Source organism: Micromonospora sp. RHAY321 (assembly GCF_023896955.1).
Classification (GTDB): Bacteria; Actinomycetota; Actinomycetes; order Mycobacteriales; family Micromonosporaceae; genus Micromonospora.
On sequence record NZ_JAMHIW010000001.1, the window covers coordinates 628,609 to 652,542 of the forward strand.

A 23,934-nucleotide genomic window follows, 5' to 3' on the forward strand; every position below is an offset into this window, starting at 1 on the left:
GAGACTAGTCTGCGCGGTGGCCGACCGCGCAGCCCTGCCGCACGGCGCGGCGCGGCTACCGCGGAGCGCCCGGCTTGAGCGGCACCAGCGTCAGACCCTCCCGGAGGGAGGGGTCGGCCTTGAGCGCTCCATCGATGGCCTTCTGGGCGTCCGGGTGGGCCACGATGAGCCGCAGCGGGCGGGGAACGCGACGCAGGATCTCCGCGGTCCGGGCGGGCTCGTCGTAGATCCGGAAGTAGATGCCGGGCTCGGTCTGGCCGCTGGTGCCCTGCATGGCGGAAAGGAAGATCGACTCCCGGTAGCCCTGCAGGCCCTGCTTGTCCACCACCAGGGTGACGGTGCCGGGGATCGCCGGGTAGTTCCGGTAGGCAATGTTGGTGACCGACGCGGAGCGGGTGATGTCCCGCACCTCGCGATCGGCCCAGTCCTTCGCCCAGGTGCCGTTGCTGCCGGTCCGGTGGAAGAAGCCGCCGGTCCAGCCGATCACGCCGGTGCCGGCGAGCAGCGCGACCGTCACCAGCGCGGCGGTGGCGACGGACGGCAGGGCGCCGCTGATCGGGCGGCGGCTGGGCTCGGAATCGGTGCTCTCCGCGGGTACGGGTAGCAGTCGGGCGAGCGCGGCGGCGCCGACGATGAGCACGGCGATGACCAGGTGCGCGGTCTTGCCGAAGTAGTACGCGGGCTGGGTGCCGTTGACGAGGTTCACGGCCGCCATGCTGGCGGAGAAGAGCACGGCGACGGCCAGCGCGACGAGGTAGCGCCGCCAGGTGGACTCGCCCCGGTTGGTGGCCACGGAGATGGCGGCGAGGACGACCGCCCCGAGGCCGAGCATGGCGTTGTAGGTCTCCACCGGGGGCGTACCGCCGGGGGCGGCGAGCGCCTCGCTCTGGCCGGCGACGAACAGGCCGAGCAGCGCGGTCAGCGGGGCCAGGGCGGCCGTGACCACCGCGATGACGGCGACCGTGCCGAGGCGGGCACGCAGCCGACGCCGGTCGGCGATCAGCCAGCAGAGCACCATGGCGCCGGTCGGGAAGAGGAAGAGGTAGTAGCAGAAGCCGATGCCGATCAGCAGCGCCCCGACCAGGATGAGTTGCTCGCGGAGCCGGCTCAGGGGGCGGACGACGAGGGCGACCAGGAACACCGCGAGGCTCAACCCGAACGTCTCGCTGGGGTAGCCGGCGACCAGCAGCCGCGGCAGTTCGGTGCCGAGGACCAGCGCGGTGACGCCGATGATGAGGACCAGCCGGCGCAGCGGGTGCAGCGGGCCGGCGACGTGCTGGGCGGCCCAGACCAGCGCGAGCACCAGCACCCCGAAGGTGGCGAGACACCAGAGCACGTAGTGGTCCATGAGCGCCGGCCCGGCGGGCGCGGGGCCGGAGCTGCGCAGGAAGCCGTCGAGCAGCGCGGAGGTGAGGTGCCAGCCCTGCGGGTAGTGGACCAGGCCGGAGAAGATCTGCTCGCGGGCCGTGTCGGGGTCGACGAAGAGGTAGCCGCCGAGACGGCCGATCACGTCGAAGAGGGCCGGGTGGCGGCCGTTGTCCTCGCCGACCATGGCGAGGTTGAGCCGCTGACCGAAGCTGGTGGCGCGCAGGTAGGGGGTGGCGAGGTAGCCGGCGGCGACGGCGGCGGCGGCCACCGAGACCAGGTCGGACCAGCCGGGGCGGGGCAGCCGGGGGGCGCGCCGGGAGAGCACGGCGGCCAGGGTGAGGACGGTGAGCGCCAGCCCGGAGACCGGCACCGGGTGCAGGCCCCAGGGCCAGACGCTGAAGAGCAGGCCGGCGGCACAGGTGAGACCGGCCAGCAGGGCGAGGGCGAGCACCATCCGGTCGAGGAGGGTACGCCCGGAGCGCAGCAGGCTGGCCGTGCCGAACAGCACCAGTGGGGGCAGCAGCCAGGCGGCGTGGACGGCGTTCGCGGCGACCGGCACAAGCCAGCAGGCGACCAGCACGGCCAGGAGCAGGCCGATCCCGGGGCGCCGGGCGGCCGGCGTGGTGGGTGGGCTTGCTACCGGTTCCCGGTTGTCCGTGCCACCCGGCACTGCTGGCATTTCCTTGGTGGCGTCGGCGCGCACGGAGTCCTCGTTCGGTCGGTCGGTGGAGTCGCCGCAGTCTAGCCGGATCGGGCCGGAGCGTTGGCCCACCGGTGGCGCGCCGGAGTGTGGGGCCACCCGACGCAGCCAGCGGCGGCACCGGACAGAGCCGGTGCCGCCGCTGGGTGGTCGATCAGAGGTACTGGCCGGTGTTGCTGGCGGTCTCGATGGACCGGCCGGCCTCGGCCCCCTTGCCTCCGGAGACGAGCGTGCGGATGTAGACGATCCGCTCGCCCTTCTTGCCGGAGATGCGGGCCCAGTCGTCGGGGTTGGTGGTGTTGGGCAGGTCCTCGTTCTCCCGGAACTCGTCGACGCAGGCGTCGAGCAGGTGCTGCAGGCGCAGACCCTTGCGCCCAGAGGTGAGGAACTCCTTGATGGCCATCTTCTTGCTGCGGTCGACGATGTTCTGGATCATCGCGCCGGAGTTGAAGTCCTTGAAGTAGAGGACTTCCTTGTCGCCGTTGGCGTAGGTCACCTCGAGGAAGCGGTTCTCCTCGGTCTCCGAGTACATCCGCAGCACGACGGCGTCGATCATCGCCGCGACGGTGGCCTGGGGGTCGGCTCCGTGCTCGGCGAGGTCGTCCGGGTGCAGCGGCAGCCCGGAGAGGATGTACTTGGAGAAGATGTCCTTGGCCGCTTCGGCGTCGGGCCGCTCGATCTTGATCTTCACGTCGAGCCGACCGGGACGCAGGATCGCCGGGTCGATCATGTCTTCCCGGTTGGAGGCGCCGATGACGATGACGTTCTCCAGCCCCTCCACGCCGTCGATCTCGCTGAGCAGCTGGGGGACGATCGTGTTCTCCACGTCCGAGGAGACACCGGAGCCGCGGGTCCGGAAGATCGAGTCCATCTCGTCGAAGAACACGATCACCGGGGTGCCCTCGCCGGCCTTCTCCCGGGCTCGCTGGAAGATCAGCCGGATGTGCCGCTCGGTCTCACCGACGTACTTGTTGAGCAGCTCCGGGCCCTTGATGTTGAGGAAGAAGCTGGTGTGCTTCTCCTTACCCTGGCGCTCGGCGATCTTCTTGGCCAGCGAGTTGGCCACCGCCTTGGCGATCAGCGTCTTGCCGCAGCCGGGCGGGCCGTACAGCAGGATGCCCTTCGGCGGGCGGAGCTGGTGCTCACGGAACAGGTCCGCGTGCAGGAACGGCAGCTCCACCGCGTCGCGGATCTGCTCGATCTGCGACTGGAGGCCACCGATGTCGGAGTAGTCGACGTCGGGCACCTCCTCCAGGACCAGCTCCTCGACCTCGCTCTTCGGGATCCGCTCGTACGCGTACGCCGAGCGGGGCTCGATCATGAGCGAGTCGCCGGCCCTGATCGCCGAGCCGATGAGCGTCTCGGCGAGGTGCACGATGCGCTCCTCGTCGGAGTGGGAGACCACCAGCGCCCGGTCACCCGGCCCGCCGTTCGGTCCCTCCAGGATCTCCTTGAGCATCACGACCTCGCCGACCCGCTCATAGCCGAACGCGTCGACGATGTTGAGCGCGTCGTTGAGCAGGACCTCCTGGCCGCGGCGCAGCTCGGCCACGTCCAGCGAGGGCGAGACCGCGACCCGCAACTTGCGGCCGCCGGTGAAGACGTCCACCGTGCCGTCGTCGTGCTTGGCCAGGAAGACGCCGTAACCACTCGGCGGTTGTGCGAGGCGGTCGATCTCCTCCTTGAGAGTGACGATCTGCGTGCGAGCCTCCTTGAGGGTGCTCACCAGCCGGTCGTTGTTCTCGGTCAGCCGCGCCAACTGTGCCTGGGTGGCCGCCAGCCGCTCTTCGAGCTGCCGGACGTGTCGGGGGCTTTCGGTCAACTTGCGCCGCACCAGGGCGAGTTCCTCTTGCAGGAACGCGACCTGCGTGGAGAGATCGTGGGCTTCCTTCTCCCACCGTGCGGCGCGCGAGTCCGCGTCGTCGCTGCGTGCCACGTCCCACCTCCCCGGGGGGCTTGAACGTTCTGCCCTAACACTAGCCGCTATGAGGCCGATTCGGTCCCACGCAACACCCTCGTCACCGAACCTTGATCGCCAAGGGTGGCCTGGCGGGCCGGTACCGGCGTTCGGGTACCGTCGAAGCGTAGGACGCGAGAACATGGGGGGTGCACCGGTGGCCGAGGTCGCGACCGACCAGCTGCAGGTCTGGGTGGACCAGGATCTCTGCACGGGCGATGGGCTCTGCGTGCAGTACGCGCCGGAGGTGTTCGAGTTCGACATCGACGGCCTGGCGTACGTCAAGGGCGCCGACGGTGAGCTGCGGATGGCGCCGGGCAGCCGGGTCGACGTGCCCGAGCACCTGCGCCTCGAGGTGATCGACTCCGCGAAGGAGTGCCCGGGCGACTGCATCCACGTGGTGCGCGGCGACGGCGTCGAGGTCGCCGGCCCGGACGCCGAGGACTGAGCAACCCCGTCGGGCCGCCCCACCCGGGCCGGCCCGACGGGTCACGCCTCAGAGCATCGGGCGGCCGACCACCGAGGCGACCAGCCGGGCGAACTCCTCCAACCGGGCGATCTGCCCGGCGCCCCCGTCGTCGAGGGTCTTGCCGAACCGCAGCGCGTCGTGTCGCGGCGCGCCGACCATCTCCTCGCTCGGCGGCGCCTCGTCCAGCGAGGTGAGCAGCAGGTACACGTCGATGCTGTCGACCCGGATCTCGCCGCTCTCGGTGCGGTTGAGCCGACGCCGGCAGCCGACCTCGGTGACGGTGGAGACCGGCACCACCCGCAGGGACGAGGTCATCGACCCCGGTGGCCCCTCCCCCGGCGGCACGTCCTCGCCGTGCCAGAGGATCAGCCGGCTGCCGTCGCAGACCACGACCTCCTGCCACACGCCGTTGACCTCGTTGACGAAGCGTTCCAGCGTGAAGCCGAGCACCGACGCGCCGCGCAGCACCCCACCGAGCGCCTCCAGGGCGACATCCGGGTCGCGCAGGTAGGCGCGCGCCGCCGACTCCAGGTCCTGGTACGGCGACCAGTCCGGAAACACCGCGGGCAGGTCACCGCCGCCGTAGCCCGGTCGGCTCATCCCGCCGCCTCCCCCCGCTCGACGACGACGCCGACGCCCAGCTCGATGGTCACGGCCTGTCCATCTCCCCCGTCGCGTCGGGCTGCACACCGGCCGCCTGGGCGGCCGCCGCCTGCCGGGCCGCCTCCGCCTCGCGCAGGTCCTGCCGGCGCTGCACGTACGCCTCGGTGCCCTTGCTGGGCTTGCGCCGCCGGGGCGGCGCGGTGACCCCCGGGGCCAGCTTGCGCGCGGAGACCAGGAACGCGGTGTGCGCGATCATCCGGTGGTCCGGCCGGACGGCGAGACCCTCGGCGTGCCAGTCACGCACCAGCGACTCCCAGGCCCGCGGCTCGGTCCAGCCGCCGCGCTCGCGCAGCGCCTCCACCAGCTCGGAGAGCTGGGGCGTGGTGGCCACGTAGCCGATGAAGACGCCGCCGGGCACCAGCGCCCGCTCGACCATGTCGAGGGTCTCCCACGGGGTGAGCATGTCCAGGATGATCCGGTCGAAGCCGGTCTCCTCGCACGCGGCGACGTCGCCGACGTGCAGGTTCCACGCCGGGTGCGGCCCGTTGAAGAACGCCTCGACGTTGCGCTTGGCGATCTGCGCGAAGTCGTCGCGCAGCTCGAACGAGTGCAGCTCACCCTCGGTGCCGACGGCGCGCAGCAACGAGCAGCTGAGCGCACCGGAACCGGCGCCGGCTTCGAGGACCTTCGCGCCGGGGAAGATGTCACCCATCGCCACGATCTGCGCCGAGTCCTTCGGGTAGATCACCTGCGCGCCGCGCGGCATGGACAGCACGTAGTCCGACAGCAGCGGCCGCAGCGCCAGGAACGCGGTGCCGCCGCCGGAGGTGGTCACCACACTGCCGTCGGGCAGCCCGATCAGCGCGTCGTGCGCCAGGATGCCGCGGTGGGTGTGGAACTCCTTGCCGGGCTCCAGCGTCACGGTGTGCATCCGCCCCTTGGGGTCGGTCAGCTGCACCCGGTCGCCGGGCCGGAACGGCCCACGGTGCACGGGTGTCAGCGCCGGGGTGGCGGTGTCGGCCGGGACGGTGGAGGGAGTTGCGGTCACGATGTCATCTTCCGGTTGGGTTCGAGGAGCTGCGCCAGGTCCGCGATGTGCAGGATGCCGACGACATCTTCGCCTGCGGTCACCACGTACTGTGCGCCCGGGTGGGTCTGGACGGCGTCCATCACCCGCTCCCCGTCGAGCCCGACCGGCAGTGCGGGAAGCGTGCCCAGTGACCGGGCGACGGCGTCCACCGCCAGCCACGGGCGTCGCTCGGCGGGCACCGCGTCGGCGGCGGCCGGGTCGACCAGCGCCACCGGCCGGCCGGTGGAGTCGGTGACCAGCAGCGCGGCACCGGGTTGCCCGCCCTCGGCGCGCTGCCGCTGGGCCTCGGACAGCGGCGTGCCGGTGGCCACCGGCCAGACCGGGCGGGCCAGCCGGGACAGGTCGATCAGCGGGAACCGGCGGCTGACCCGGGCCGCCCGGATCGACTGCCCGGCGCCGCGCCAGAGGGTGATGGCGACCAGCAGCATCAGCGGGAGCGCCAGCGGTGCCAGGTAGTCGGCCAGCGTGAGCAGGAGGACCAGGGCGGCGGTGCCGGCGGCGACCACCCGGCCCGCCCAGCCGGCGACCTCGGTGCCACGGTGCCGGTCGTGGGTGAGCCCCCACACCAGGGCGCGCAGCGCCCGGCCGCCGTCCAGCGGCAGCCCGGGCAGGATGTTGAACAGCGCGACGATGACGTTGCTCACGGCGAGCTGGAAGGCCAGCTGGTGGGCCACGGTCCGCTCGGGCAGGGCGAGCGTGGCGACCACCGCGCCGATGCCGAGCACCGCGGACACCGCCGGGCCGGCCAGCGAGACCAGCAGGTCGACCCGGGGCGACGGGGCGTCCCGGTCCATCTCGGTGTACCCGCCGAGCAGTTCCAGGGTGATCCCGCGCACACCGATGCCGTACCGCCGGGCGGTCAGCGCGTGGCCCAGCTCGTGCAGCAGCACCGAGCCGAGCAGCGACACCACGAACCCGAAGCCGATCAGGTAGCCGCTGACCTGCGGCAGGTCCAGCTGCCGGCGGGCGAACTCGGCGTACAGCACGGCGACGAGCAGGGCGAGCAGGACCATGGAGCCGTTGAGGTGCAACGGCACCCCGAACACCCGGCCCACGCTCAGGCCGGGGCGGCGATCGGGCCGGCGCGGCGGTCGGGATGTCTGCTCCATCGGGACGATGCTACGGACCGGCCGCGCGGCGGTCGGTGTCACACCGGTGCCCTAACCTTTGCGGACATGACGGCGGAACCGGTCACCACCTCCCAGTCCCCCTCCCCGGCGCAGGTGCCGCCCACGGTGCGGGCCTCGCTGTCGCCGTCACGGGCGGCCGACTTCAAGACCTGCCCCCTGCTCTACCGGTTCCGCAGCATCGACCGGCTGCCCGAGCGGACCACCGTCGAGCAGGCCCGGGGCACCCTGGTGCACGCCGTGCTGGAGCGCCTGTTCGACCTGCCGGCGCCGGGCCGCACGCCGGCCGCGGCCGGTGACCTGGTGGCCCCGCAGTGGGACCGGATGGTCACCGAGCAGCCGGAGCTGGCCGGGCTCTTCGAGGGTGCGGAGCCGGCCGGCCCGGTCGAGTTCCTCCGCTCCGCCGCCGCGCTGCTAGAGGGCTACTTCGCCGTCGAGGACCCGACCCGGCTGGAGCCGGCCGAGCGGGAGAGCCTGATCTCGGCGGTGGTCGACGAGGAGCTGCTGATCCGGGGCTACCTCGACCGGCTCGACGTGGCTCCGGACGGCGCGCTGCGGGTGGTCGACTACAAGACCGGTGGCGCTCCACGGGAGGCGTTCGAGGCGCGGGCGCTGTTCCAGCTGAAGTTCTACGCGCTGGTGCTGTGGCGCACCCGGGGCGTGGTGCCCAGGGTGCTGCGGCTGCTCTACCTGCGCGACGCCGAGGTGTTGGACTACACCCCAGACGCCGAGGAGCTGGTCCGCTTCGAGCGCACGGTGGTGGCGCTGTGGCGGGCGATCGAGCAGGCCACCGCCCGGCAGGATTTCCGGCCCCGGCCGAGCCGGCTCTGCGACTGGTGCAGCCACCAGGCGCTCTGCCCCACCTTCGGTGGCACCCCGCCGCCGTTCCCGGTCGCGGCGGCGGCCGCCGATCCGCTGCGCGACGCCCGCTCCGGTCCGGTGGCGCCGGGCGCCGACGAGTGACCTGCGGGCGCCGCCGCTGACCGTCGTCCCCGGGCAGAAACCCGACCGTGCCGGTCCGGCAACGGTCGGGACGCGGCGACGGGCCGGCCTCTACGGTGGTCCGCGACGCACGGGCCGGTGTGCGCGAGGATGGCCGGTGCGGCAGCGGCGTCGGCGCGGGACAGGGAGACGAGATGAGCGATCGGGTGGCCTCGGCGCGGCCGGTGCGGATCCTGCTCGCCGACGACCAGCCGCTGCTGCGTACGGGCTTCCGGATGGTGCTGGGCGCCGAGCAGGACCTGGACGTGGTGGCGGAGGCCGGCGACGGCCTGGAGGCGGTGGACCTGTCCCGCCGGCTGCTGCCCGACGTGGTGCTGATGGACATCCGCATGCCCCGGATGGACGGGGTGGCGGCCACCCGGGCGATCGTCGACGCCCGGCTGCCGGTGCGGGTGCTGGTGCTGACCACCTTCGACCTGGACGAGTACGTGGTGGGCGCGCTGCGCGCCGGCGCCAGCGGGTTCCTGGCCAAGGACGTCCCGGCCGAGGAGTTGATCGCGGCGATCCGCACCGTGGCCGGCGGAGACGCGGTGGTGGCCCCCCGGATCCTGCGGCGGTTGCTGGACCGATTCGCCGACCTGTTGCCCGACCCGGCGGCGACACCGTCGGCGGCGCTCAGCGCGCTCACCGACCGGGAACGCGAGGTGCTGGTGCAGGTGGCCCGGGGGTTGTCCAACGCCGAGATCGCGGTGGCGCTGTCGGTCAGCGAAACCACCATCAAGACACATGTCGGGCACGTGCTGACCAAGCTGCGGCTGCGCGACCGGGTGCAGGCGGTGGTGCTGGCGTACGAGTCGGGGCTGGTCCGTCCCCGGGCGTAACCCTGACCCGCCCGGCTACCTCACCCGGCGTACCCGAAGATCCCTCCGTGGGGTGACGGCTGGCTTGCCGTGCTCACCTACCGTGACCGGAGATGGCTTGGCGGGGTTGATCCCCTCGTGGGTTCACCTCCCACCGTGCGGGCGGCGTTTCGCCGGTCGGGAAACGGATCGACCGGCCGTCGGGTCAGGGGCAACCCTGAGCCGGCATGGGGGTGCACCCGCAGCGCGAAATCCGCGCCGGGTCCCCCCGTGGGCGGACGGTACGGGCGTGAGCAGCGCCGATGATGGAACAGTCGCGCCGGACCAGCGGGGGCGGCGCGTATTGGCAGAGACGGAAGAGGTAGATGACGTGACCGCGACGGTAGGCCAGCAGGCGCAGGCCGCGGCCCGGGCGAACGACGTGTGGAAGGTGTACGGCAGCGGTGAGGCACAGGTCATCGCGCTACGAGGGGTCAGCGCGGAGTTCGAACGCGGTCGGTTCACCGCGATCATGGGCCCGTCGGGTTCCGGCAAGTCGACGCTGATGCACTGCCTGGCCGGCCTGGACTCGGTCACCCGCGGCACGGTGGCGATCGGCGAGACGACCGTCACGGGGCTGGGTGACTCGGGGCTGACGAAGCTGCGCCGCGACAAGGTCGGTTTCATCTTCCAGCAGTTCAACCTGCTGCCGACGCTGACGGCCAAGGAGAACATCCTGCTGCCGCTGTCGATCGCCGGGCGCAAGCCCGACCCGGCCTGGTACGACACGGTGATCGACACTGTCGGCCTGCGGGACCGGCTGGACCACCGGCCGGCGCAGCTGTCCGGCGGGCAGCAACAGCGGGTGGCGTGCGCGCGGGCGTTGGTGTCCCGCCCCGAGGTGATCTTCGCCGACGAGCCGACCGGCAACCTGGACTCCCGCTCCGGCGCGGAGGTGCTCAACTTCCTGCGCAACTCCGTCCGAGAGCACGGCCAGACCATCGTGATGGTCACCCACGACCCGACGGCCGCCGCGTACGCCGACCGGGTGGTCTTCCTGGCCGACGGCGAGATCGTCTCGGAGCTGATCGAGCCGACCGCCGAGACGGTGCTGGACACCATGAAGAAGCTGGACGCTCCGGCCGAGGTGGGCAACTGATGTTCCGGGCGACACTGAAGAGTCTGCTGGCCCGCAAGGTCCGGCTGATCCTGTCCGGGCTGGCGGTGGTGCTCGGCGTGATGTTCGTGTCGGGCGCCTTCGTGCTCACCGACACGCTGGGCCGCTCCTTCGACTCGGTCTTCGCCGACGGCTTCTCCGAGATCGACGTGAACGTCACGGCGAAGCCGAAGGTGGAGGTCAGCGAGATCGAGGGTGAGCAGACCGCCACCCCGCTGCCCGCCGCCGTCGTGGACCGGGTCAAGCAGGTGCCGGGCGTGGCCTCGGCGACCGGCATCGTCAACGCCGACGGCGCCCGCGTGATCGGCAGCAACGGCAAGGTGATCACCTCGTTCGGTCCGCCGCAGTTGGGCGAGAACTGGACCGGGGAGAGCGAGCTGCTGCAACTGCGGGAGGGCCGCGGGCCGCAGGCCGACGACGAGATCGTCATCAACAAGTCACTGGCAACGGCGGCGAAGGTGCAGGTCGGCCAGAAGGTCGGCGTCCTCACCGCCTTCGAGTCGAAGAAGCGCGACTTCACCCTGGTCGGCATCCTCGGTTACAGCGGTGACCGGGACTCGATCGGCGGGGTCAACGAGGTCTTCTTCACCACCCCGGTGGCGCAGCGGCTGATGATCGGCGAGCCCGACGCGTTCAGCAGCATCACCGTGCGCGCCGCCGGCGGCGTCTCCGACGAGACGCTGCGCGACGACGTCGCCCGCACCCTGGGCGCCGACTACGAGGTGAAGACCGGGGAGCAGGTGGCCGCGGACGCTGCGGCCAGCCTGAAGGAGGGCCTGTCCTTCTTCAACAAGATCCTGCTCGGCTTCGCCGCGGTGGCGCTGCTGGTGGGCACCTTCCTGATCCTCAACACCTTCTCGATCATCGTCGCCCAGCGCACCCGGGAGCTGGCGCTGATGCGCGCCATCGGGGCCAGCGGCCGGCAGATCATCGGTTCGGTGGTGCTGGAGGCCATCGCGGTGGGGCTGATCGCCTCGGTGCTCGGCCTGGCCGCCGGCATCGGCGTGGGCGCGCTGCTGGCGTTCCTGTTCGGCAAGCTGGCCGGTGGGCTCACCCTGGCCGGGATCGGCGTGCCGGCGGCTGCGGTGATCGGCTCGTTCGCTGTCGGTCTGGTCATCACCGTGGTGGCGGCGCTGCTGCCGGCGCTGCGGGCGTCCCGGATCCCGCCGATCGCCGCGATGCAGGACGTGGCCACCCCGGACCGGCCGTTGACGAAGGTCACGATCGCCGGGTCGGTGGTCACCGGCATCGGCGCGGTGCTGCTGTTCCTCGGGCTCAGTGGCAACGCCAGCGGTCAGACGCTGCCCACCATCCTCGGTGGGGTGCTGTTCGCCTTCATCGGCGTGGCACTGCTGACTCCGCTGATCAGCCGGCCAGTGGTGGCCCTGCTCGGTGCGATCTTCTCCTGGTCGGTCCCGGGCAAGCTGGGCCGGCTGAACTCCGGGCGCAACCCGCGCCGCACCGCGATCACCGCCGCCGCGCTGATGGTCGGCATCGCGCTGGTCACCGGCGTGACGGTGATCCTGGACTCGGCCAAGGGCAGCATCAGCGCTCTGGCCGAGGACACCATCAAGGCCGAGCTGGTGATCTCCGGTGCGCAGGGCGGTCCGCGACCGCCGAGCTTCGACCCGGCCGTCCTCGACCGGGCCAAGGCCCTGCCGGGCGTGCAGATGGTCGACGGCGAGTACGGCGACATGGCGAAGCTCAACGGCGAGAGCACCTGGGTCGCGGCGAGCAGTGACATCGCGTCGCTGCGGCAGATCTTCGGCGCGAAGCCCACCGCCGGTGACATCGACCGGCTCGGGCCGACCCAGATGCTGGTCAGTTCGGACACCGCCACCTCCCGCAACCTGTCGGTGGGCTCGACGGTCAACGTCCAGCTGACCCGGGGTGAGGCGCGGACGTACACGGTCAGCGGCATCTACGAGGCGTCCCAGCTGACCAACCCGGTGACGCTGCCGGCGACGGCCGCGAAGGACTTCGCCATCCCGCAGCCCATCCAGGGCTTCATCCAGCTGGCCCCCGGAACGCGGGTCGGCGACGTGCAGCCGCAGGTGGAGGCGCTGCTCGCGGACAGCCCCGAGGTGTCGGTGGCCGACCGGGCGGCGTTCATCAAGCAGCAGACCGGTCAGCTCGACGGGCTGCTCACGATGATCCAGATCCTGCTGGCGTTGGCCATCGTGATCGCCGTGCTGGGCATCATCAACACCCTGGCGCTGTCGGTGCTGGAGCGGACCCGGGAGTTGGGTCTGCTGCGGGCGATCGGTCTGCGCCGGTCGCAGACCATGGGCATGATCACCGTGGAGGCGGTGGTGATCTCCGTGTTCGGCGCTCTGCTGGGCGTGGTGGTCGGCAGCGGCCTCGGCGCCGCGGTGGTCGAGGCGCTCAAGGACGAGGGGATCACCGACCTGATCCTGCCCTGGGGGCAGATGGGCGTCTTCCTCGGTCTGGCCGCGATCATCGGGGTGGTGGCCGCGGTGCTGCCGGCGGTGCGGGCGGCACGGATCAACGTCCTGGGCGCGATCGCCCACGACTGAGCAGTCAGTCACCACGGACCCCCGGCGCCGTTCGCGGCGCCGGGGGTCCGTGCTGTCCGCCTCGGCCGAATCGCCCTCCGGACCAGGCCCGAGCTGCCACGATGGCGGTGCCGGCCCGCCCGCGGTTCCCGGCGGCGGTGCCGAGCCGGGAAGGGTGACATGACCGATCAGGACGGGTACCAGCGAGCCCTGGACAACGCCGAGCGGCTGCTCGGTCAGCCGCTCACGCTGCCGCTCGGCGAGGGCGAGCCACCGGTCGGGCAGGACTTCCGCCGCCTGGCCACCGTGCAGACCTTCGGCGAGGCATGGCCCCGCCCGGGGTTGGACCTGCACAGCCGCTGCCTGGTCTCGGTGGCCATCGCCGCCGCTCTCGGCACCCACGAGCCGCTGCGCGGTCAGCTGCGCATCGCGCTGCAGTCGGGGGTGACCAAGGAGGAGATCGTCGAGCTGTTCATCCACCTGGCCGCCTACGCGGGAGCCGCGCGGGCGTTCGACGGCTATCAGGTGGTCGCCGCGGTCTTCGCCGAGCGCCCCTGATCCGCGCCGCCCCGGTCAGCCCGTCGCGCCGGCCCGGTCGACCAGCAATGCGGCGAGCAGCTCCAGGTCCGCGCCGGTCAGGCTCTCCACCTGGTGTACGCCGGCCGTGACCGGCAGCGGCGCCTCCGCGGGTACGGCCAGCACCGCCGCGCCGGAGGCGAGCGCGCTGGCCACCCCGGTCGGCGAGTCCTCGATCGCCACGCAACGGCTGATCGGAACGCCCAGCAGCCGGGCCGCGGTCAGGTACGGCTCCGGGTGGGGCTTGGCGGCGACCACCTCGTCCCCGCAGACCACCACGTCGAAGCTGTCCCGACCCAGGGTGTCCAGGGCGATCTCGACCAGCGGCCGACCGCTGGAGGTGACCAGCGCGGTGGGGATGCCCGCCGCCCGCACCGCCCGCAGCAGGGCGAACGCGCCGGGACGCCACCGCAGCCCGGTGCGGAACAGCTCCAGGATCCGGGCGTTGATCCACGCCGCGCTGGCCTCCGGGTCCCGTTCGGGCTGCCCCAGGTCGTCGTGCAGGATGCGCATCGACTCGGCCATGCTGGTGCCGATGATCGACCGGCGGGCGGCGAGGGAGAGCTCCCCGCCGTACTCCCGGGCGAGCTCCTGGAGCGCGATGTCCCACAGCTTCTCGCTGTCGACCAGCGTGCCATCCATGTCGAAGAGCACGGCGGCGGGGTGTTGGCTGCTCAGCGGATCCTCCAGGGTCGTGGCCGACACCGGCGATCCTGCCAGGGCCGGCCGCGGCGGGTGCCGGCGGCGGGCGAAGGGGTGATCCGGGCAACCCCGGTCAGCTCAGGTCGCACGCGTCCAGGGATCGCTCGTACCCACGGAAGAACGACTCGGTGCGCTGCTCGGCCGTGCCGTGCGAACCCTCGGCGAACCACGGCTGGTCCGGGTCGTCGCCGACCGCCGCCAACCCCTCCCGGAACTCGTCCAGGTCACCCTCGGCGAGGGTCAGCGCGCCGGAGCGCACCGAGTCGCCGAGGTACGCCCCGGCCATGCAGTCGGCCTGCAACTCCTGCTGGATGGTGAAGGTGGAGCGGATGCCGAGACGCACCTGGATGCCGTGGGCGTACTCGTGGCCGAGCAGGTAGAACACGAACGCGTCGCCGACCTGGCGGAACGCCGCCACCGACCAGGTGACGTCGTAGGCGATGAAGTCGCCTTGCGAGCAGTAGACGGCGTTGTTGCGCGGCAGCGCCTGACCGCCGCAGGACACCTGACCCGCCCGCTGGTACGGGACGATCTGCCGGACCGGCCGGAATCGCTGCCCGGAGGCCTTGAACTGGGCCGCCCAGTACCGCTCGGCGATCGCCTGCGCGTCGGCGACGTCCTGCTGGAACTCGGCGACACTGGTGGTGCTGTCGGCCCGGGTGGTGCTCGGATCCGGGGCGGCCGTCTGGCGTCCCGGCGCCGGGCGCTCACCCTCCGGCTCGGCCACCCCGCCGACGGCACAGGCGACCGACACCAGCGCGGCGATCAGCAGGCCCACCAACGGACCCCGCGCGTCGCGACCTGACCGTGCCCCCACTGTCCCTCCCCTGGCGTCGGTTCCGCACCGGGCAGTACCCCCGACATCGGAGCGCCATTCCACCGACCTGATTCACGGGAACCGGCACCGGATGGTTCACGGCGCGGGTGCCGGACGACCACAATGGTGCGGGGCGGGTGTCCGTCCGGTCAGGAGGGTCGTGGTGCACGTGCTGGGCAGCCGCCGCCGCAGCCAGCCGGCCCCGCCGCACGTCGTGTGGCGCTCGCTGCGGGACCCGTACGAGGCCGGCAGCCGGCCCTGGCTGGAGCTGCGCGACGACGAGGTGCCGCCCCGGGTGGTGGCGGGATACGCGCCGGTGCTGGTGGTCTGGTCGTCGCTGTGGCCGCACCGGCCGCTGGACCAGGTCCGCTTCGACCTGGCCGCCCAACCGCCCGGTCAGGGCTGCGCGCTGCGCTGGACGCTCACCACCGACGGTGAGCTGCCGAGCGAGAGCACCCTCGGGTACCTGCGACACCGCCTCAACTACCTGATCAACGACCGGCTCCGGCTCTCCTACGGCCAGTGACCGTCAGCCGCCGCTGGCGTCGCGCCCCCGCAGCCACGTGTCGCCCTGCTCGGCGTGCCGCTCGGCCTCGTACCGCTGCTGATTGGCCCGCGCCGCCCGAGCGGCGGCATCGTCGTCGGCGGAACTCAACCGCCCCCGGTCCCGCCACGCCACCACCCCGAACGCCGCACCCCCCACCACGACAAAGATCCCCAGTACCACCCACACGGTCGTCATCCCGCCACGCTAACGACCCCCCACCACCCACCCGACCCCCTCCCGTCCCCTCCCGCCCCGGTGATCATGAAGTTGTTGCTGGCCGGTGCGGCGTGTCGTGACAACAACGTCATGGTCACCGGGGTGGTCGAGTTCGCGGGAACTAGCGTGTCCGGGTGGGGTTGGTGGCTTCGACGTCTCTGGTGAGCGGCGCCGTCGTGGCGCCGGGACAGGAGGGACCACCGTGAAGTACATGATCCTGCTCTACGGCTCGCAGCAGGACTACGACGTGCTCTCCGGCCGGGCGACCGACCGGCCGGCCATGTCGGCCGAGCAGATCGCGGCCATGCACAAGCACATGGAGACGTTCCACCAGGCGCTCGCCGAGTCCGGGGAGCTGGTCGACGCCCGCGGTCTCAGCGAGCCGGTGCACGCCCGCCGGGTGCAGGTGCGCGGGGGCGCGCCCGTGGTCACCGACGGCCCGTACCCGGAGACGCAGGAGGTGCTGGCCGGCTACACCATCGTGGAGTGCGCCAGCTTCGACCGGGCCACCGAGATCGCCGCCGGTCTGGTCGACCCGGACGCGCCCGGCGGGTACGTGGACGTGCGGCCGGTGCTGGACGGCGTCGAGGACCTGGCCGGCTGACCGTGCCGAACCCCGTCGAGGACCTGCTGCGCGACCTCGCGCCGCAGGTCCTCGGCGCGCTGGTGCGCCGCTACGGGCACTTCGACACCGCCGAGGACGCCGTCCAGGAGGCGCTGATCGCCGCAGCGGGTGGCTGGCCGCGCGACGGCGTACCGGAGAACCCGCGCGGCTGGCTGATCACCGTCGCGTCCCGCCGGCTGACCGACCTGCTGCGCCGCGAGCAGGCCCGGGTGCGGCGGGAGGACACCGTGGCGCGGTGGGTGCTGCCCGAGCAGTGGCAGGCTCCGGCAGCGGACCGGCCACCGGCCGACGCCGACGACACGCTCATCCTGCTGTTCCTGTGCTGCCATCCGGCGCTCTCGCCGGCGTCGCAGATCGCCCTGACGCTGCGCGCGGTGGGCGGGTTGAGCACCGCCGAGGTGGCCCGCGCCTTCCTGGTGCCGGAGGCGACGATGACCCGGCGAATCAGCCGGGGCAAGCAGCGGATCCGCGACAGCGGACTGCGGTTCGCCCCGCCCACCGGCCCGGAGCGCGCCGAACGGCTCGCCGCCGTGCTGCACGTGCTCTACCTGGTCTTCACCGAGGGGTACACGCGCACCGCCGGCCCCGGCCTGCTGCGCGCCGACCTGACCGCCGAGGCGATCCGGCTGACCCGCCTGGTGCACCGGCTGCTGCCCGATGATCCCGAGGTCACCGGGTTGCTCGCGCTGATGCTGCTCACCGACGCCCGCGCCCCGGCCCGGATCGGCCCGCACGGCGAGCTGGTGCCGATGGCCGAGCAGGACCGCGGCCGGTGGCGGGCCGACCAGATCGCCGAGGGCGTCGCGTTGATCACCGGGGCGCTGCCGCGCGGGGTCGTCGGGCCGTACCAGCTCCAGGCGGCCATCGCGGCCGTGCACGACGAGGCGCCCAGCGCGGCGGCCACCGACTGGGCGCAGATCACCGCCCTGTACGAGGTGCTGATGGGTATCTCCGACAACCCGGTCGTGGCACTCAACCACGCGGTGGCGGTGGCGATGAGCCGGGGCGCGCTGGCGGGGTTGGGGCTGCTCGCCGAGCTGGCCGACGACGCCCGGTTGGCCGACGACCCCCGACTGCCGGCGGCCCGCGCCCACCTGTGGGAGCTGGTCGGCGAGCGCGGCGCCGCCCGGGAGGCGTACCGGATGGCGGCGGCGAGGTCGACGAACCTGGCCCAGCAGCGCTACCTGAACGCCCGCGCGGACCGCCTCGCCGACTGAGCCGGCGCCGGGTCGCGGCGCGGACGGGTCAGGGGCTCGCGGCCAGGAAGACGAAGGCGGCCAGCAGCACCAGGTGCACGCCGCCCTGCAACAGGGTGGCCCGGCCCGGCACCACGGTCAGCACCGCCGTCACGGCGGTGAGCGCCAGCAGCGCGAGCTGGGTGCCGCCGAGGCCGAGCAGCAGGGGGCCGTCCAGCCAGATCGAGGCGATGGCGATGGCCGGGATGGTCAGGCCGATGCTGGCCATCGCCGAGCCGAGCGCGAGGTTGAGGCTGATCTGCACCCGGTCGCGGCGGGCGGCGCGGGCCGCGGCCAGGGTCTCGGGCAGCAGCACCAGCAGGGCGATGATGACACCGACGAACGCGTGCGGCAGGTTCGCCGCCGCTACCCCGGCCTCGATGGTCGGGGAGACGGTCTTGGCGTCGCCGACCACGGCGACCAGCGCCACCAGCAGCAGTCCCAGGCTGACCAGCGCGGCGCGGGTGGTCGGCGGCTTGGCGTGCTCCTCCGCGTCGATCACCCGGCCCTGGCTGTCGACGGGCAGGAAGTAGTCGCGGTGCCGGCCGGTCTGCACGAGCACGAACAGCCCGTACAGCGCCAGCGACGCCACGGCGGCGAAGGCGAGCTGGGCCGGGCTGAACTCCGGCCCGGGCCGGGCCGTGGTGAAGGTCGGGATGACCAGACTCAGGGTGGCCAGGGTGATCACGGTGGCCAGCGCTCCGCCGGTGCCCTCGGGATTGAACACCGCGACCCGACGTCGCAGTGCCCCGAGCAGCAGGGACAGGCCGAGGATCCCGTTACAGGTGATCATGACGGCGGCGAAGACGGTGTCCCGGGCCAGCGACTGGGTCTTCTCCGGCCCGCTGATCATCAGCGTGACGATCAGGGCGACCTCGATCACGGTGACCGCGACGGCGAGCACCAGGGAGCCGTACGGCTCCCCCACCCGGTGGGCGACCACCTCGGCGTGGTGCACCGCCGCGAGGACCGCCCCGCCCAGAAGCACCGCGACCACCACGATGACGGGCCCGGGTAGCTGCCGTCCCCAGGTGGCGATCAGCACCAGCACCGCGAGTACGGGTACGGCGACGGTCCAGTCGGTCACGCGGGATCGAAGCAGGGCGGCCATGCGTCAAGAGTGCCAGGCCAGGTGATCATGTGCCCACCATCGACGCAGCACCTCGCCACGTCGCAGGTGTCCACTACCGTGCAGGGCCATGATCTCCGACCGCCTCGACGCCACCCGCGCCTCCTACGACACCGTCGCCGTCGACTACGCCGAGCTGCTGCACGACGAGTTGGCCGTCCGCCCCTGGGACCGGGCCATGCTGGCCGCGTACGCCGAGGTGGTGACCGGCCCGGTGGCCGACGTGGGCTGCGGTCCCGGCCGGATCACCGCCCACCTGGCGGGTTTCGGGGTGGACACCTTCGGCATCGACCTGTCCCCCGCGATGATCGAGGTGGCCCGCCGGACGTACCCGGGGTTGCGCTTCGAGGTGGGCACGATGACCGACCTGGACCTGCCCGACGGGGAGCTGGGCGGGGTGGTGTCCTGGTACTCGCTGGTGCACACGCCGCCGGAGCTGCTGCCGGTCGCGTTCGCCGAGTTCCACCGGGTGCTGGCGAGCGGGGGTCACTTGTTGATCGCGTTCAAGGTCGGCGACGAGCGGCGGGAGCTGACCCACGCGTACGGGCACGACGTGTCGCTCGACGTCTACTGGGTGCCGATGGACGTGGTCGCGGACCTGGTGACGCGGGCCGGGCTGGTGGAGGTGGCCAGGCTGGTCCGCGAGCCCGGCCTCAACGAGAAGTCCGCGCAGGGCTTCCTGCTCGCACGGAAACCGTAACTCATAGGTTACGCTTTGGCGGTGGACGAGGTGGCCACCGCGATCGCGGACCCGGTACGGCGACGCATCCTGACCATGCTGCGCGACGAGCCACTGGCCGCCGGCGACATCGCCCAGCGGTTCGCGATCAGCCGACCCGCGATCAGCCGCCACCTGCGGGTGCTGCGCGATAGCGGGCTCGTCCGCGACGAACTGGTCGGCCGCAGGAGGATCTACCGCCTCGATCCCGGCCCGCTCGCCGAACTGGTCGACTGGCTCGCCGAGCTCGTCACCGCCGACCGGTGGGAGCGGCACCTCGACGCGTTGGAGACCGAGGTCTATCGAACCCGCCGAGAACGCCGCAGCCGCGGCCCGGCGGAGCACCGAAGGGAGCACACGGCATGACCCGTACACCCGCCGGACGACTGTTCCGCACCGCCACCGGCCACGATCTCGTCCTCACCCGCACGTTCCGCGCCCCGGCGGCGGACGTGTGGGCCAGCCTGACCGAACCGGAGCGCACGGCCCGCTGGTTCGGCCCGTGGGAGGGCGACGCCGCGCCCGGCCGGACCATCCGGGTCCAGATGGCGTACGAGGAGCAGCAGCCCTGGTGTGAGGTGCGCATCGACGCGTGCGAACCGCAGCGGCGTCTCGCCGTGTCGATGATCGACAGCTACGGGCACTGGCTGCTGGAGATGGAGCTGTCCGAGGCCGACGGCAGCACCGAGCTGCGGTTCGTGCAGCACCTGACCAGCGTGGAGGGCATCGCCGAGGTGGGAGCCGGCTGGGAGTACTACCTGGACATGCTCGTCGCCTCCCGCGACGGCTCACCCCGCCCCGAGTTCAACGAGTACCACCCCGCGATGCAGTCCTACTACCAGGCGCTGGCCGCCCGGGAGACGCCCGACGCCGCCCAGCACGCCTAGGCGTCGGTCTCCCGATACAGCGCCGCGAACTCGGCCGTCAGCGCCGGCAGCGGGAAGTGCGCGTTCAGGCCACTGGGGTTGGGCAGCACCCAGACCCGGGCTGGGCCCAGCGGATCCGGCTGCGGGCCCAGCCCGGCCCGGGGCCGCACGAAGCCGATCCGGTACGCGGTCACCCCGAGGATCGCCACCCACCGTGGCCGGTACCGCTCGGCCTTCACCGCCAGTCCCGTCACCCCGGCCACCAACTCCGCCCGCGTCAGTTCGTCGGCGCGGGCGGTGGCCCGGTTGCTGAGGCTGGTGATGCCCACGCCCTGCCGCAGCAGCTCGTCGCGCTCCCACGGGTGCAGCTCCCGGTCGGTGAAACCGGAACGGTGCAGGGCGGGCCAGAAGCGGCTGCCCCGCCGCGCGAAGGGGTGCCCCACCGCGGCGGAGTAGAGACCCGGGTTGAAGCCGCAGAACAGCACCCGCAGATCCGGGCCGATCACGTCCGCCAGCCCTCGGCCGGCCGCCGCGGCCACCTCCTGTGGCGTCGGCCGCCGGAACGGCCCCGCCCCGACCACCTCCATGGCACCGATCCTGCCGTACGGCCCGCCGGCCGGTCCCCGCTTCCGGACGCCGGGGCGGCCCTGGACGAGCGCCGTCGATCACGACTTGGGACCCTCGACGGATGCAGTCAACCGACGACCTCGCTCGCAGCCGCTACGCCCGGATGCGCTGGAACACGCCACTGTCGGAGGAGCACGCGGCCCTGCTGGTGCAACGGCTCGACGTACGCCCCGGCTCGCGCGTCCTCGACCTCGGCTGCGGCTGGGGTGAGCTGCTGCTCAGGGCCGTCGCCGCCGGCGGTGTCGCCGGCCCGGTCGCAACGAGGGGCGTCGGCGTCGACACCGACGACGCCGCACTGGCCCGGGGACGACGGCTGGCCGCGAGCCGCTCGCTGAACCGGCACGTCGCCTTCGTGATGGGGGAAGCGGCGACCTGGCAGGAGCCGGCCGACCGGGTTCTCTCCATCGGCGCCGCGCACGCCTTCGGCGGCACCGACGCGGCCCTCGACGCGCTCACCACCGTGCTCCGGCCCGGGGGCCGGCTGCTGTTCGGCGCGGCGTTCTGGGAACGGTCTCCCACGACCGAGGTCGAACAGATCTTCGGAGCGGAAACCACCGACCTTCCGGGCCTCGTCGAGGCCGCCCGCGAGCACGGCTGGCGGGTCCTGCACATGAGCACCGCCGACCAACGCGAGTGGGACGACTTCGAGTCCACCTGGCTCGCGGGTCGGCAGGAGTGGCTGCTGAGGCATCCGACGGACCATCGCGCGGCGGAGATCCGGGCGGAACTCGACGACCGGCTGCGCCAGTACGTCGGCGGCTATCGCGGGGTCCTCGGCCTCGCGTACCTCGTCCTCGGCCGTTGAGAACCGCCGTTGACGCCGGTGGCTACGCTGCGCGTGGTGAGCGGCGCCCCTCGCCTCGCCCTGCACTGGCGGATCCTCATCGTCTTCGCCGGCACCGTGCTGGTCTGGTTGTTCCTCTACCACGGTGCCCTGCCGGGTCGTGACTACGACCGCCCGACCCACGTGGCCAGGGCGATCCTCACGACGGTGCTCGTCGTCCCCCTGGTGGTGGCCGCCCGCCGGCTGCTCGACCGTCGTGGCTGGACCGGCCTCGGGCTGCCCTCCCTGTGTGCCGGCTGGCGACGCCTTCTGCTGGGCATGGCCTGCTGGCTCGTCCCCGCCGCCATCGGGTTCGCGCTCTGCCTCGGCCTCGGTTGGGTCGAGATCAGCCTGCGGACCTCCGCGTCGGACGCCGCGCGGGTCGCGGCGCTGCTCCTCGTCCTCGTCCTCCTGTACGAGGCGCTGCCGGAGGAACTGGTCTTCCGCGGCTACCTGCAGCGCAACCTCGCCACCCGGCTACCGGCCTGGCAGGCCGTCCTCGGGCAGGCCGTGCTGTTCACCCTGTTCGGGCTTCTCGTCGGCGCCGCCACCTCCCTCGACAGGCTCCTGCTCTTCTTCGTCTTCGCGCTCCTGCTCGGTGGCTTCCGCGCCGCGACCGGCGACGTCTGGGCGGGCATCGGCTTCCACCTGGCCTTCCAGACCGTCGCCCAGCTGTTCGGCGAGGTAGGGGCCGTCTTCGACGTGACCGGCGCTGGCGTGCTGGGTGTCGTCGCCATGGGCGCCGTACCATTCACGCTCGGCTGGGCAGCCATCGAGCGGCTCCACCGCGACCGCCTGAACTGGCGGGCCCTCGAACCCGACCCGACCGGTTGACGAGACGCGGGCTTGACGGGGCTTAGACATCGGAGGTTAACTGCCTCAGCGATGCAAGTCGATGTGTCTCCGGTCGTCCACACTGGCCGGTCGACGCACCGACTCCACCGCAGCACCCGCACCGCCTCAGCCGAGCATCGGCGGCCCGGCTCCGTACCAACCGCCAACCCGGCCCTCGGCGAGCCCGCACGCCAGTGACGTGCACGCCCGGGGCCGACGCTCAGCAGAGGAGCAGAGCATGCGTTCCCGTGCCTTAGCACTCATCACCGGCCTGGCCGTGTTGCTGGCCACCCTGGTGGCCCTGCCGGCCCCGGCCTCGGCGGCACCGCTGACCAAGGTCCTGGTGTTCAGCAAGACCGCCGGATTCCGGCACTCGTCCATTCCCAACGGCATCGCCGCCATCCGGCAGCTCGGCACCGCCAACGGCTTCACCGTGACCGCGACCGAGGACGCCGCCCAGTTCACCACCGCCAACCTGGCGCAGTACCAGGCGGTGGTCTTCCTGTCGACGACGGGCGACGTCCTCAACGCCACCCAGCAGACGGCGTTCGAGTCCTACATCGCCGCCGGCGGCGGGTACGTCGGCGTCCACGCCGCCGCCGACACCGAGTACGACTGGCCGTGGTACGGCGGGCTGGTCGGGGCGTGGTTCAGCTCGCACCCGGCGATCCAGTCCGCCACCATCCGCGTCGAGGACCGGACGAACCCCTCCACCGCGCACCTGTCCGACACCTGGGTCCGCAGCGACGAGTGGTACAACTACCGCACCAACCCCCGGCCGAACGTGCGGGTCCTGGCCAGCCTCGACGAGTCGTCGTACAGCGGCGGCAGCATGGGCGACCACCCGATCACGTGGTGCCGGGCCTACGGCGGTGGGCGGGCCTGGTACACCGGTCTCGGGCACACCGAGGAGTCGTACGCCGACTCGAACTTCACCCGGATGCTGCTCGGCGGTCTCCGGGTCGCCTCCGGCGCCGTGACGGCCGACTGCTCGCCGCGCACGACCACCCCGCCGCCCAGCGGCTCCAGCCTGCGTGCCCGGGCCAACAACCAGTACGTCAGCGCGCCCAACGCCACCACCTCGCTGATCGCCAACCGGAGCGCCATCGGCACCACCGAGCGGTTCGACCTGGTCGACCTCGGCGGCGGCAACGTGGCGCTGCGCGCCAAGGCCAACGGCATGTACGTGGCGGCCGAGAACGCCGGCGCCGCACCGCTGATCGCCAACCGGGCCTCCGCCGGCGCCTGGGAGACGTTCCAGCTCGTCCGCAACTCCGACGGCACGGTCAGCCTCCGGGCCCTGGTGAACAACCGGTACGTCGTCGCGGAGAACGCGGGCGCCGCCGCACTGATCGCCAACCGCACCGGCATCGGCCAGTGGGAGAAGTTCGACCTCGTCACCGGCTGACCCCGCCCGGTCCACCCCACGCC

At 72.4% G+C, this 23,934-nt stretch carries 25 protein-coding genes; 15 read left to right on the top strand and 10 right to left on the bottom strand.

Annotation, left to right across the window (positions count from 1 at the left end; genetic code table 11):
- Positions 1–55 precede the first annotated feature (55 nt).
- Both M8C17_RS02900 and arc read right to left on the bottom strand, forming a co-directional pair.
- Positions 56–2,071, bottom strand: coding sequence for a hypothetical protein (locus M8C17_RS02900; protein WP_252414689.1), 2,016 nt, complete (start codon positions 2,069–2,071; stop codon positions 56–58).
- A gap of 151 nt (positions 2,072–2,222) precedes the next feature.
- Complete coding sequence (arc, locus tag M8C17_RS02905; RefSeq protein WP_252414690.1) at positions 2,223–4,004, bottom strand: proteasome ATPase; 1,782 nt, start codon at positions 4,002–4,004, stop codon at positions 2,223–2,225.
- A gap of 178 nt (positions 4,005–4,182) precedes the next feature.
- On the opposite strand from arc, the gene M8C17_RS02910 reads away from it, so the two are divergent.
- Positions 4,183–4,473 carry a ferredoxin gene (locus M8C17_RS02910; RefSeq protein ID WP_074309704.1) on the top strand — a complete coding sequence of 97 codons (291 nt, stop codon included), beginning with the start codon at positions 4,183–4,185 and terminating at the stop codon, positions 4,471–4,473.
- 48 nt (positions 4,474–4,521) lie between these two features.
- On the opposite strand, the gene M8C17_RS02915 is transcribed toward M8C17_RS02910, so the two are convergent.
- From M8C17_RS02915 to M8C17_RS02925, 3 genes are read right to left on the bottom strand one after another with little or no spacing between them, the layout of a single operon-like run.
- The gene (locus M8C17_RS02915) at positions 4,522–5,094 is read right to left on the bottom strand and encodes a hypothetical protein (RefSeq protein ID WP_252414692.1); all 573 of its coding nucleotides are present in this window, start codon (positions 5,092–5,094) and stop codon (positions 4,522–4,524) included.
- A 49-nt stretch (positions 5,095–5,143) separates the two neighbouring features.
- Positions 5,144–6,145 carry a tRNA (adenine-N1)-methyltransferase gene (locus M8C17_RS02920; protein WP_374556886.1) on the bottom strand — a complete coding sequence of 334 codons (1,002 nt, stop codon included), beginning with the start codon at positions 6,143–6,145 and terminating at the stop codon, positions 5,144–5,146.
- Positions 6,142–7,296, bottom strand: coding sequence for a M50 family metallopeptidase (locus M8C17_RS02925; RefSeq protein WP_252414694.1), 1,155 nt, complete (start codon positions 7,294–7,296; stop codon positions 6,142–6,144). The genes M8C17_RS02920 and M8C17_RS02925 overlap by 4 nt, the downstream gene beginning before the upstream one ends.
- A 66-nt stretch (positions 7,297–7,362) precedes the next feature.
- Between M8C17_RS02925 and M8C17_RS02930 the strand changes: the two genes are divergently transcribed.
- The 5 genes from M8C17_RS02930 (at position 7,363) to M8C17_RS02950 (ending at position 13,346) form a co-directional block, all read left to right on the top strand.
- A complete protein-coding gene (locus M8C17_RS02930; protein ID WP_252414696.1) occupies positions 7,363–8,277 on the top strand; it encodes a PD-(D/E)XK nuclease family protein in 915 nt (304 codons plus the stop codon).
- A 173-nt stretch (positions 8,278–8,450) separates the two neighbouring features.
- Entirely contained in the window at positions 8,451–9,137 is a 687-nt protein-coding gene (locus tag M8C17_RS02935) for a response regulator transcription factor (protein WP_252414698.1), read from the top strand.
- A 349-nt stretch (positions 9,138–9,486) separates the two neighbouring features.
- The gene (locus tag M8C17_RS02940; protein WP_252414700.1) at positions 9,487–10,254 is read left to right on the top strand and encodes an ABC transporter ATP-binding protein; all 768 of its coding nucleotides are present in this window, start codon (positions 9,487–9,489) and stop codon (positions 10,252–10,254) included.
- Positions 10,254–12,809, top strand: a complete 2,556-nt coding sequence (locus M8C17_RS02945; RefSeq protein ID WP_252414702.1) for an ABC transporter permease — start codon at positions 10,254–10,256, stop codon at positions 12,807–12,809. The genes M8C17_RS02940 and M8C17_RS02945 overlap by 1 nt, the downstream gene beginning before the upstream one ends.
- Positions 12,810–12,968: 159 nt before the next feature.
- Entirely contained in the window at positions 12,969–13,346 is a 378-nt protein-coding gene (locus M8C17_RS02950; protein WP_252414704.1) for a carboxymuconolactone decarboxylase family protein, read from the top strand.
- Between the two features lie 15 nt (positions 13,347–13,361).
- Here the strand turns inward: M8C17_RS02950 and M8C17_RS02955 are convergent, their stop codons facing one another.
- Both M8C17_RS02955 and M8C17_RS02960 read right to left on the bottom strand, forming a co-directional pair.
- Positions 13,362–14,018, bottom strand: a complete 657-nt coding sequence (locus M8C17_RS02955) for an HAD family phosphatase (protein WP_252415071.1) — start codon at positions 14,016–14,018, stop codon at positions 13,362–13,364.
- 121 nt (positions 14,019–14,139) lie between these two features.
- On the bottom strand, positions 14,140–14,946 hold the full coding sequence (locus M8C17_RS02960) for a neutral zinc metallopeptidase (protein WP_308209346.1): 807 nt from the start codon (positions 14,944–14,946) through the stop codon (positions 14,140–14,142).
- A gap of 97 nt (positions 14,947–15,043) precedes the next feature.
- Between M8C17_RS02960 and M8C17_RS02965 the strand changes: the two genes are divergently transcribed.
- Entirely contained in the window at positions 15,044–15,409 is a 366-nt protein-coding gene (locus M8C17_RS02965; RefSeq protein WP_252414708.1) for a hypothetical protein, read from the top strand.
- A 3-nt stretch (positions 15,410–15,412) separates the two neighbouring features.
- Here the strand turns inward: M8C17_RS02965 and M8C17_RS02970 are convergent, their stop codons facing one another.
- The gene (locus M8C17_RS02970; RefSeq protein WP_252415089.1) at positions 15,413–15,625 is read right to left on the bottom strand and encodes a hypothetical protein; all 213 of its coding nucleotides are present in this window, start codon (positions 15,623–15,625) and stop codon (positions 15,413–15,415) included.
- Positions 15,626–15,857: 232 nt separating this feature from the next.
- On the opposite strand from M8C17_RS02970, the gene M8C17_RS02975 reads away from it, so the two are divergent.
- Positions 15,858–16,250, top strand: coding sequence for a YciI family protein (locus tag M8C17_RS02975; protein WP_252415072.1), 393 nt, complete (start codon positions 15,858–15,860; stop codon positions 16,248–16,250).
- The gene (locus M8C17_RS02980) at positions 16,247–17,488 is read left to right on the top strand and encodes an RNA polymerase sigma factor (RefSeq protein ID WP_374557109.1); all 1,242 of its coding nucleotides are present in this window, start codon (positions 16,247–16,249) and stop codon (positions 17,486–17,488) included. Before M8C17_RS02975 ends, M8C17_RS02980 begins: the two co-directional genes overlap by 4 nt.
- A gap of 28 nt (positions 17,489–17,516) precedes the next feature.
- Here the strand turns inward: M8C17_RS02980 and M8C17_RS02985 are convergent, their stop codons facing one another.
- Complete coding sequence (locus tag M8C17_RS02985) at positions 17,517–18,617, bottom strand: calcium:proton antiporter (RefSeq protein ID WP_252414711.1); 1,101 nt, start codon at positions 18,615–18,617, stop codon at positions 17,517–17,519.
- Between the two features lie 88 nt (positions 18,618–18,705).
- Between M8C17_RS02985 and M8C17_RS02990 the strand changes: the two genes are divergently transcribed.
- The 3 genes from M8C17_RS02990 to M8C17_RS03000 are packed head-to-tail and all read left to right on the top strand — an operon-like array spanning position 18,706 to position 20,240.
- The gene (locus M8C17_RS02990) at positions 18,706–19,335 is read left to right on the top strand and encodes a class I SAM-dependent methyltransferase (RefSeq protein WP_252414713.1); all 630 of its coding nucleotides are present in this window, start codon (positions 18,706–18,708) and stop codon (positions 19,333–19,335) included.
- A gap of 21 nt (positions 19,336–19,356) precedes the next feature.
- A complete protein-coding gene (locus M8C17_RS02995) occupies positions 19,357–19,719 on the top strand; it encodes a metalloregulator ArsR/SmtB family transcription factor (RefSeq protein WP_252414715.1) in 363 nt (120 codons plus the stop codon).
- Positions 19,716–20,240 carry an SRPBCC family protein gene (locus M8C17_RS03000; RefSeq protein ID WP_252414716.1) on the top strand — a complete coding sequence of 175 codons (525 nt, stop codon included), beginning with the start codon at positions 19,716–19,718 and terminating at the stop codon, positions 20,238–20,240. Before M8C17_RS02995 ends, M8C17_RS03000 begins: the two co-directional genes overlap by 4 nt.
- On the opposite strand, the gene mug is transcribed toward M8C17_RS03000, so the two are convergent.
- The gene (gene mug / locus M8C17_RS03005; RefSeq protein ID WP_252414718.1) at positions 20,237–20,806 is read right to left on the bottom strand and encodes a G/U mismatch-specific DNA glycosylase; all 570 of its coding nucleotides are present in this window, start codon (positions 20,804–20,806) and stop codon (positions 20,237–20,239) included. The two genes, M8C17_RS03000 and mug, sit on opposite strands and share 4 nt — an antisense overlap.
- Before the next feature lie 101 nt (positions 20,807–20,907).
- Here mug and M8C17_RS03010 point away from each other — a divergent pair, with 101 nt between their 5' ends.
- From M8C17_RS03010 to M8C17_RS03020, 3 genes are all read left to right on the top strand, one after another.
- Positions 20,908–21,651 (top strand): cyclopropane-fatty-acyl-phospholipid synthase family protein, encoded by a 744-nt coding sequence (locus tag M8C17_RS03010; RefSeq protein ID WP_252414719.1) that lies wholly within the window; start codon positions 20,908–20,910, stop codon positions 21,649–21,651.
- A 36-nt stretch (positions 21,652–21,687) separates the two neighbouring features.
- On the top strand, positions 21,688–22,503 hold the full coding sequence (locus M8C17_RS03015; protein ID WP_252414721.1) for a CPBP family intramembrane glutamic endopeptidase: 816 nt from the start codon (positions 21,688–21,690) through the stop codon (positions 22,501–22,503).
- Between the two features lie 238 nt (positions 22,504–22,741).
- On the top strand, positions 22,742–23,911 hold the full coding sequence (locus M8C17_RS03020; protein WP_252414722.1) for a ThuA domain-containing protein: 1,170 nt from the start codon (positions 22,742–22,744) through the stop codon (positions 23,909–23,911).
- Positions 23,912–23,934: the final 23 nt, after the last annotated feature.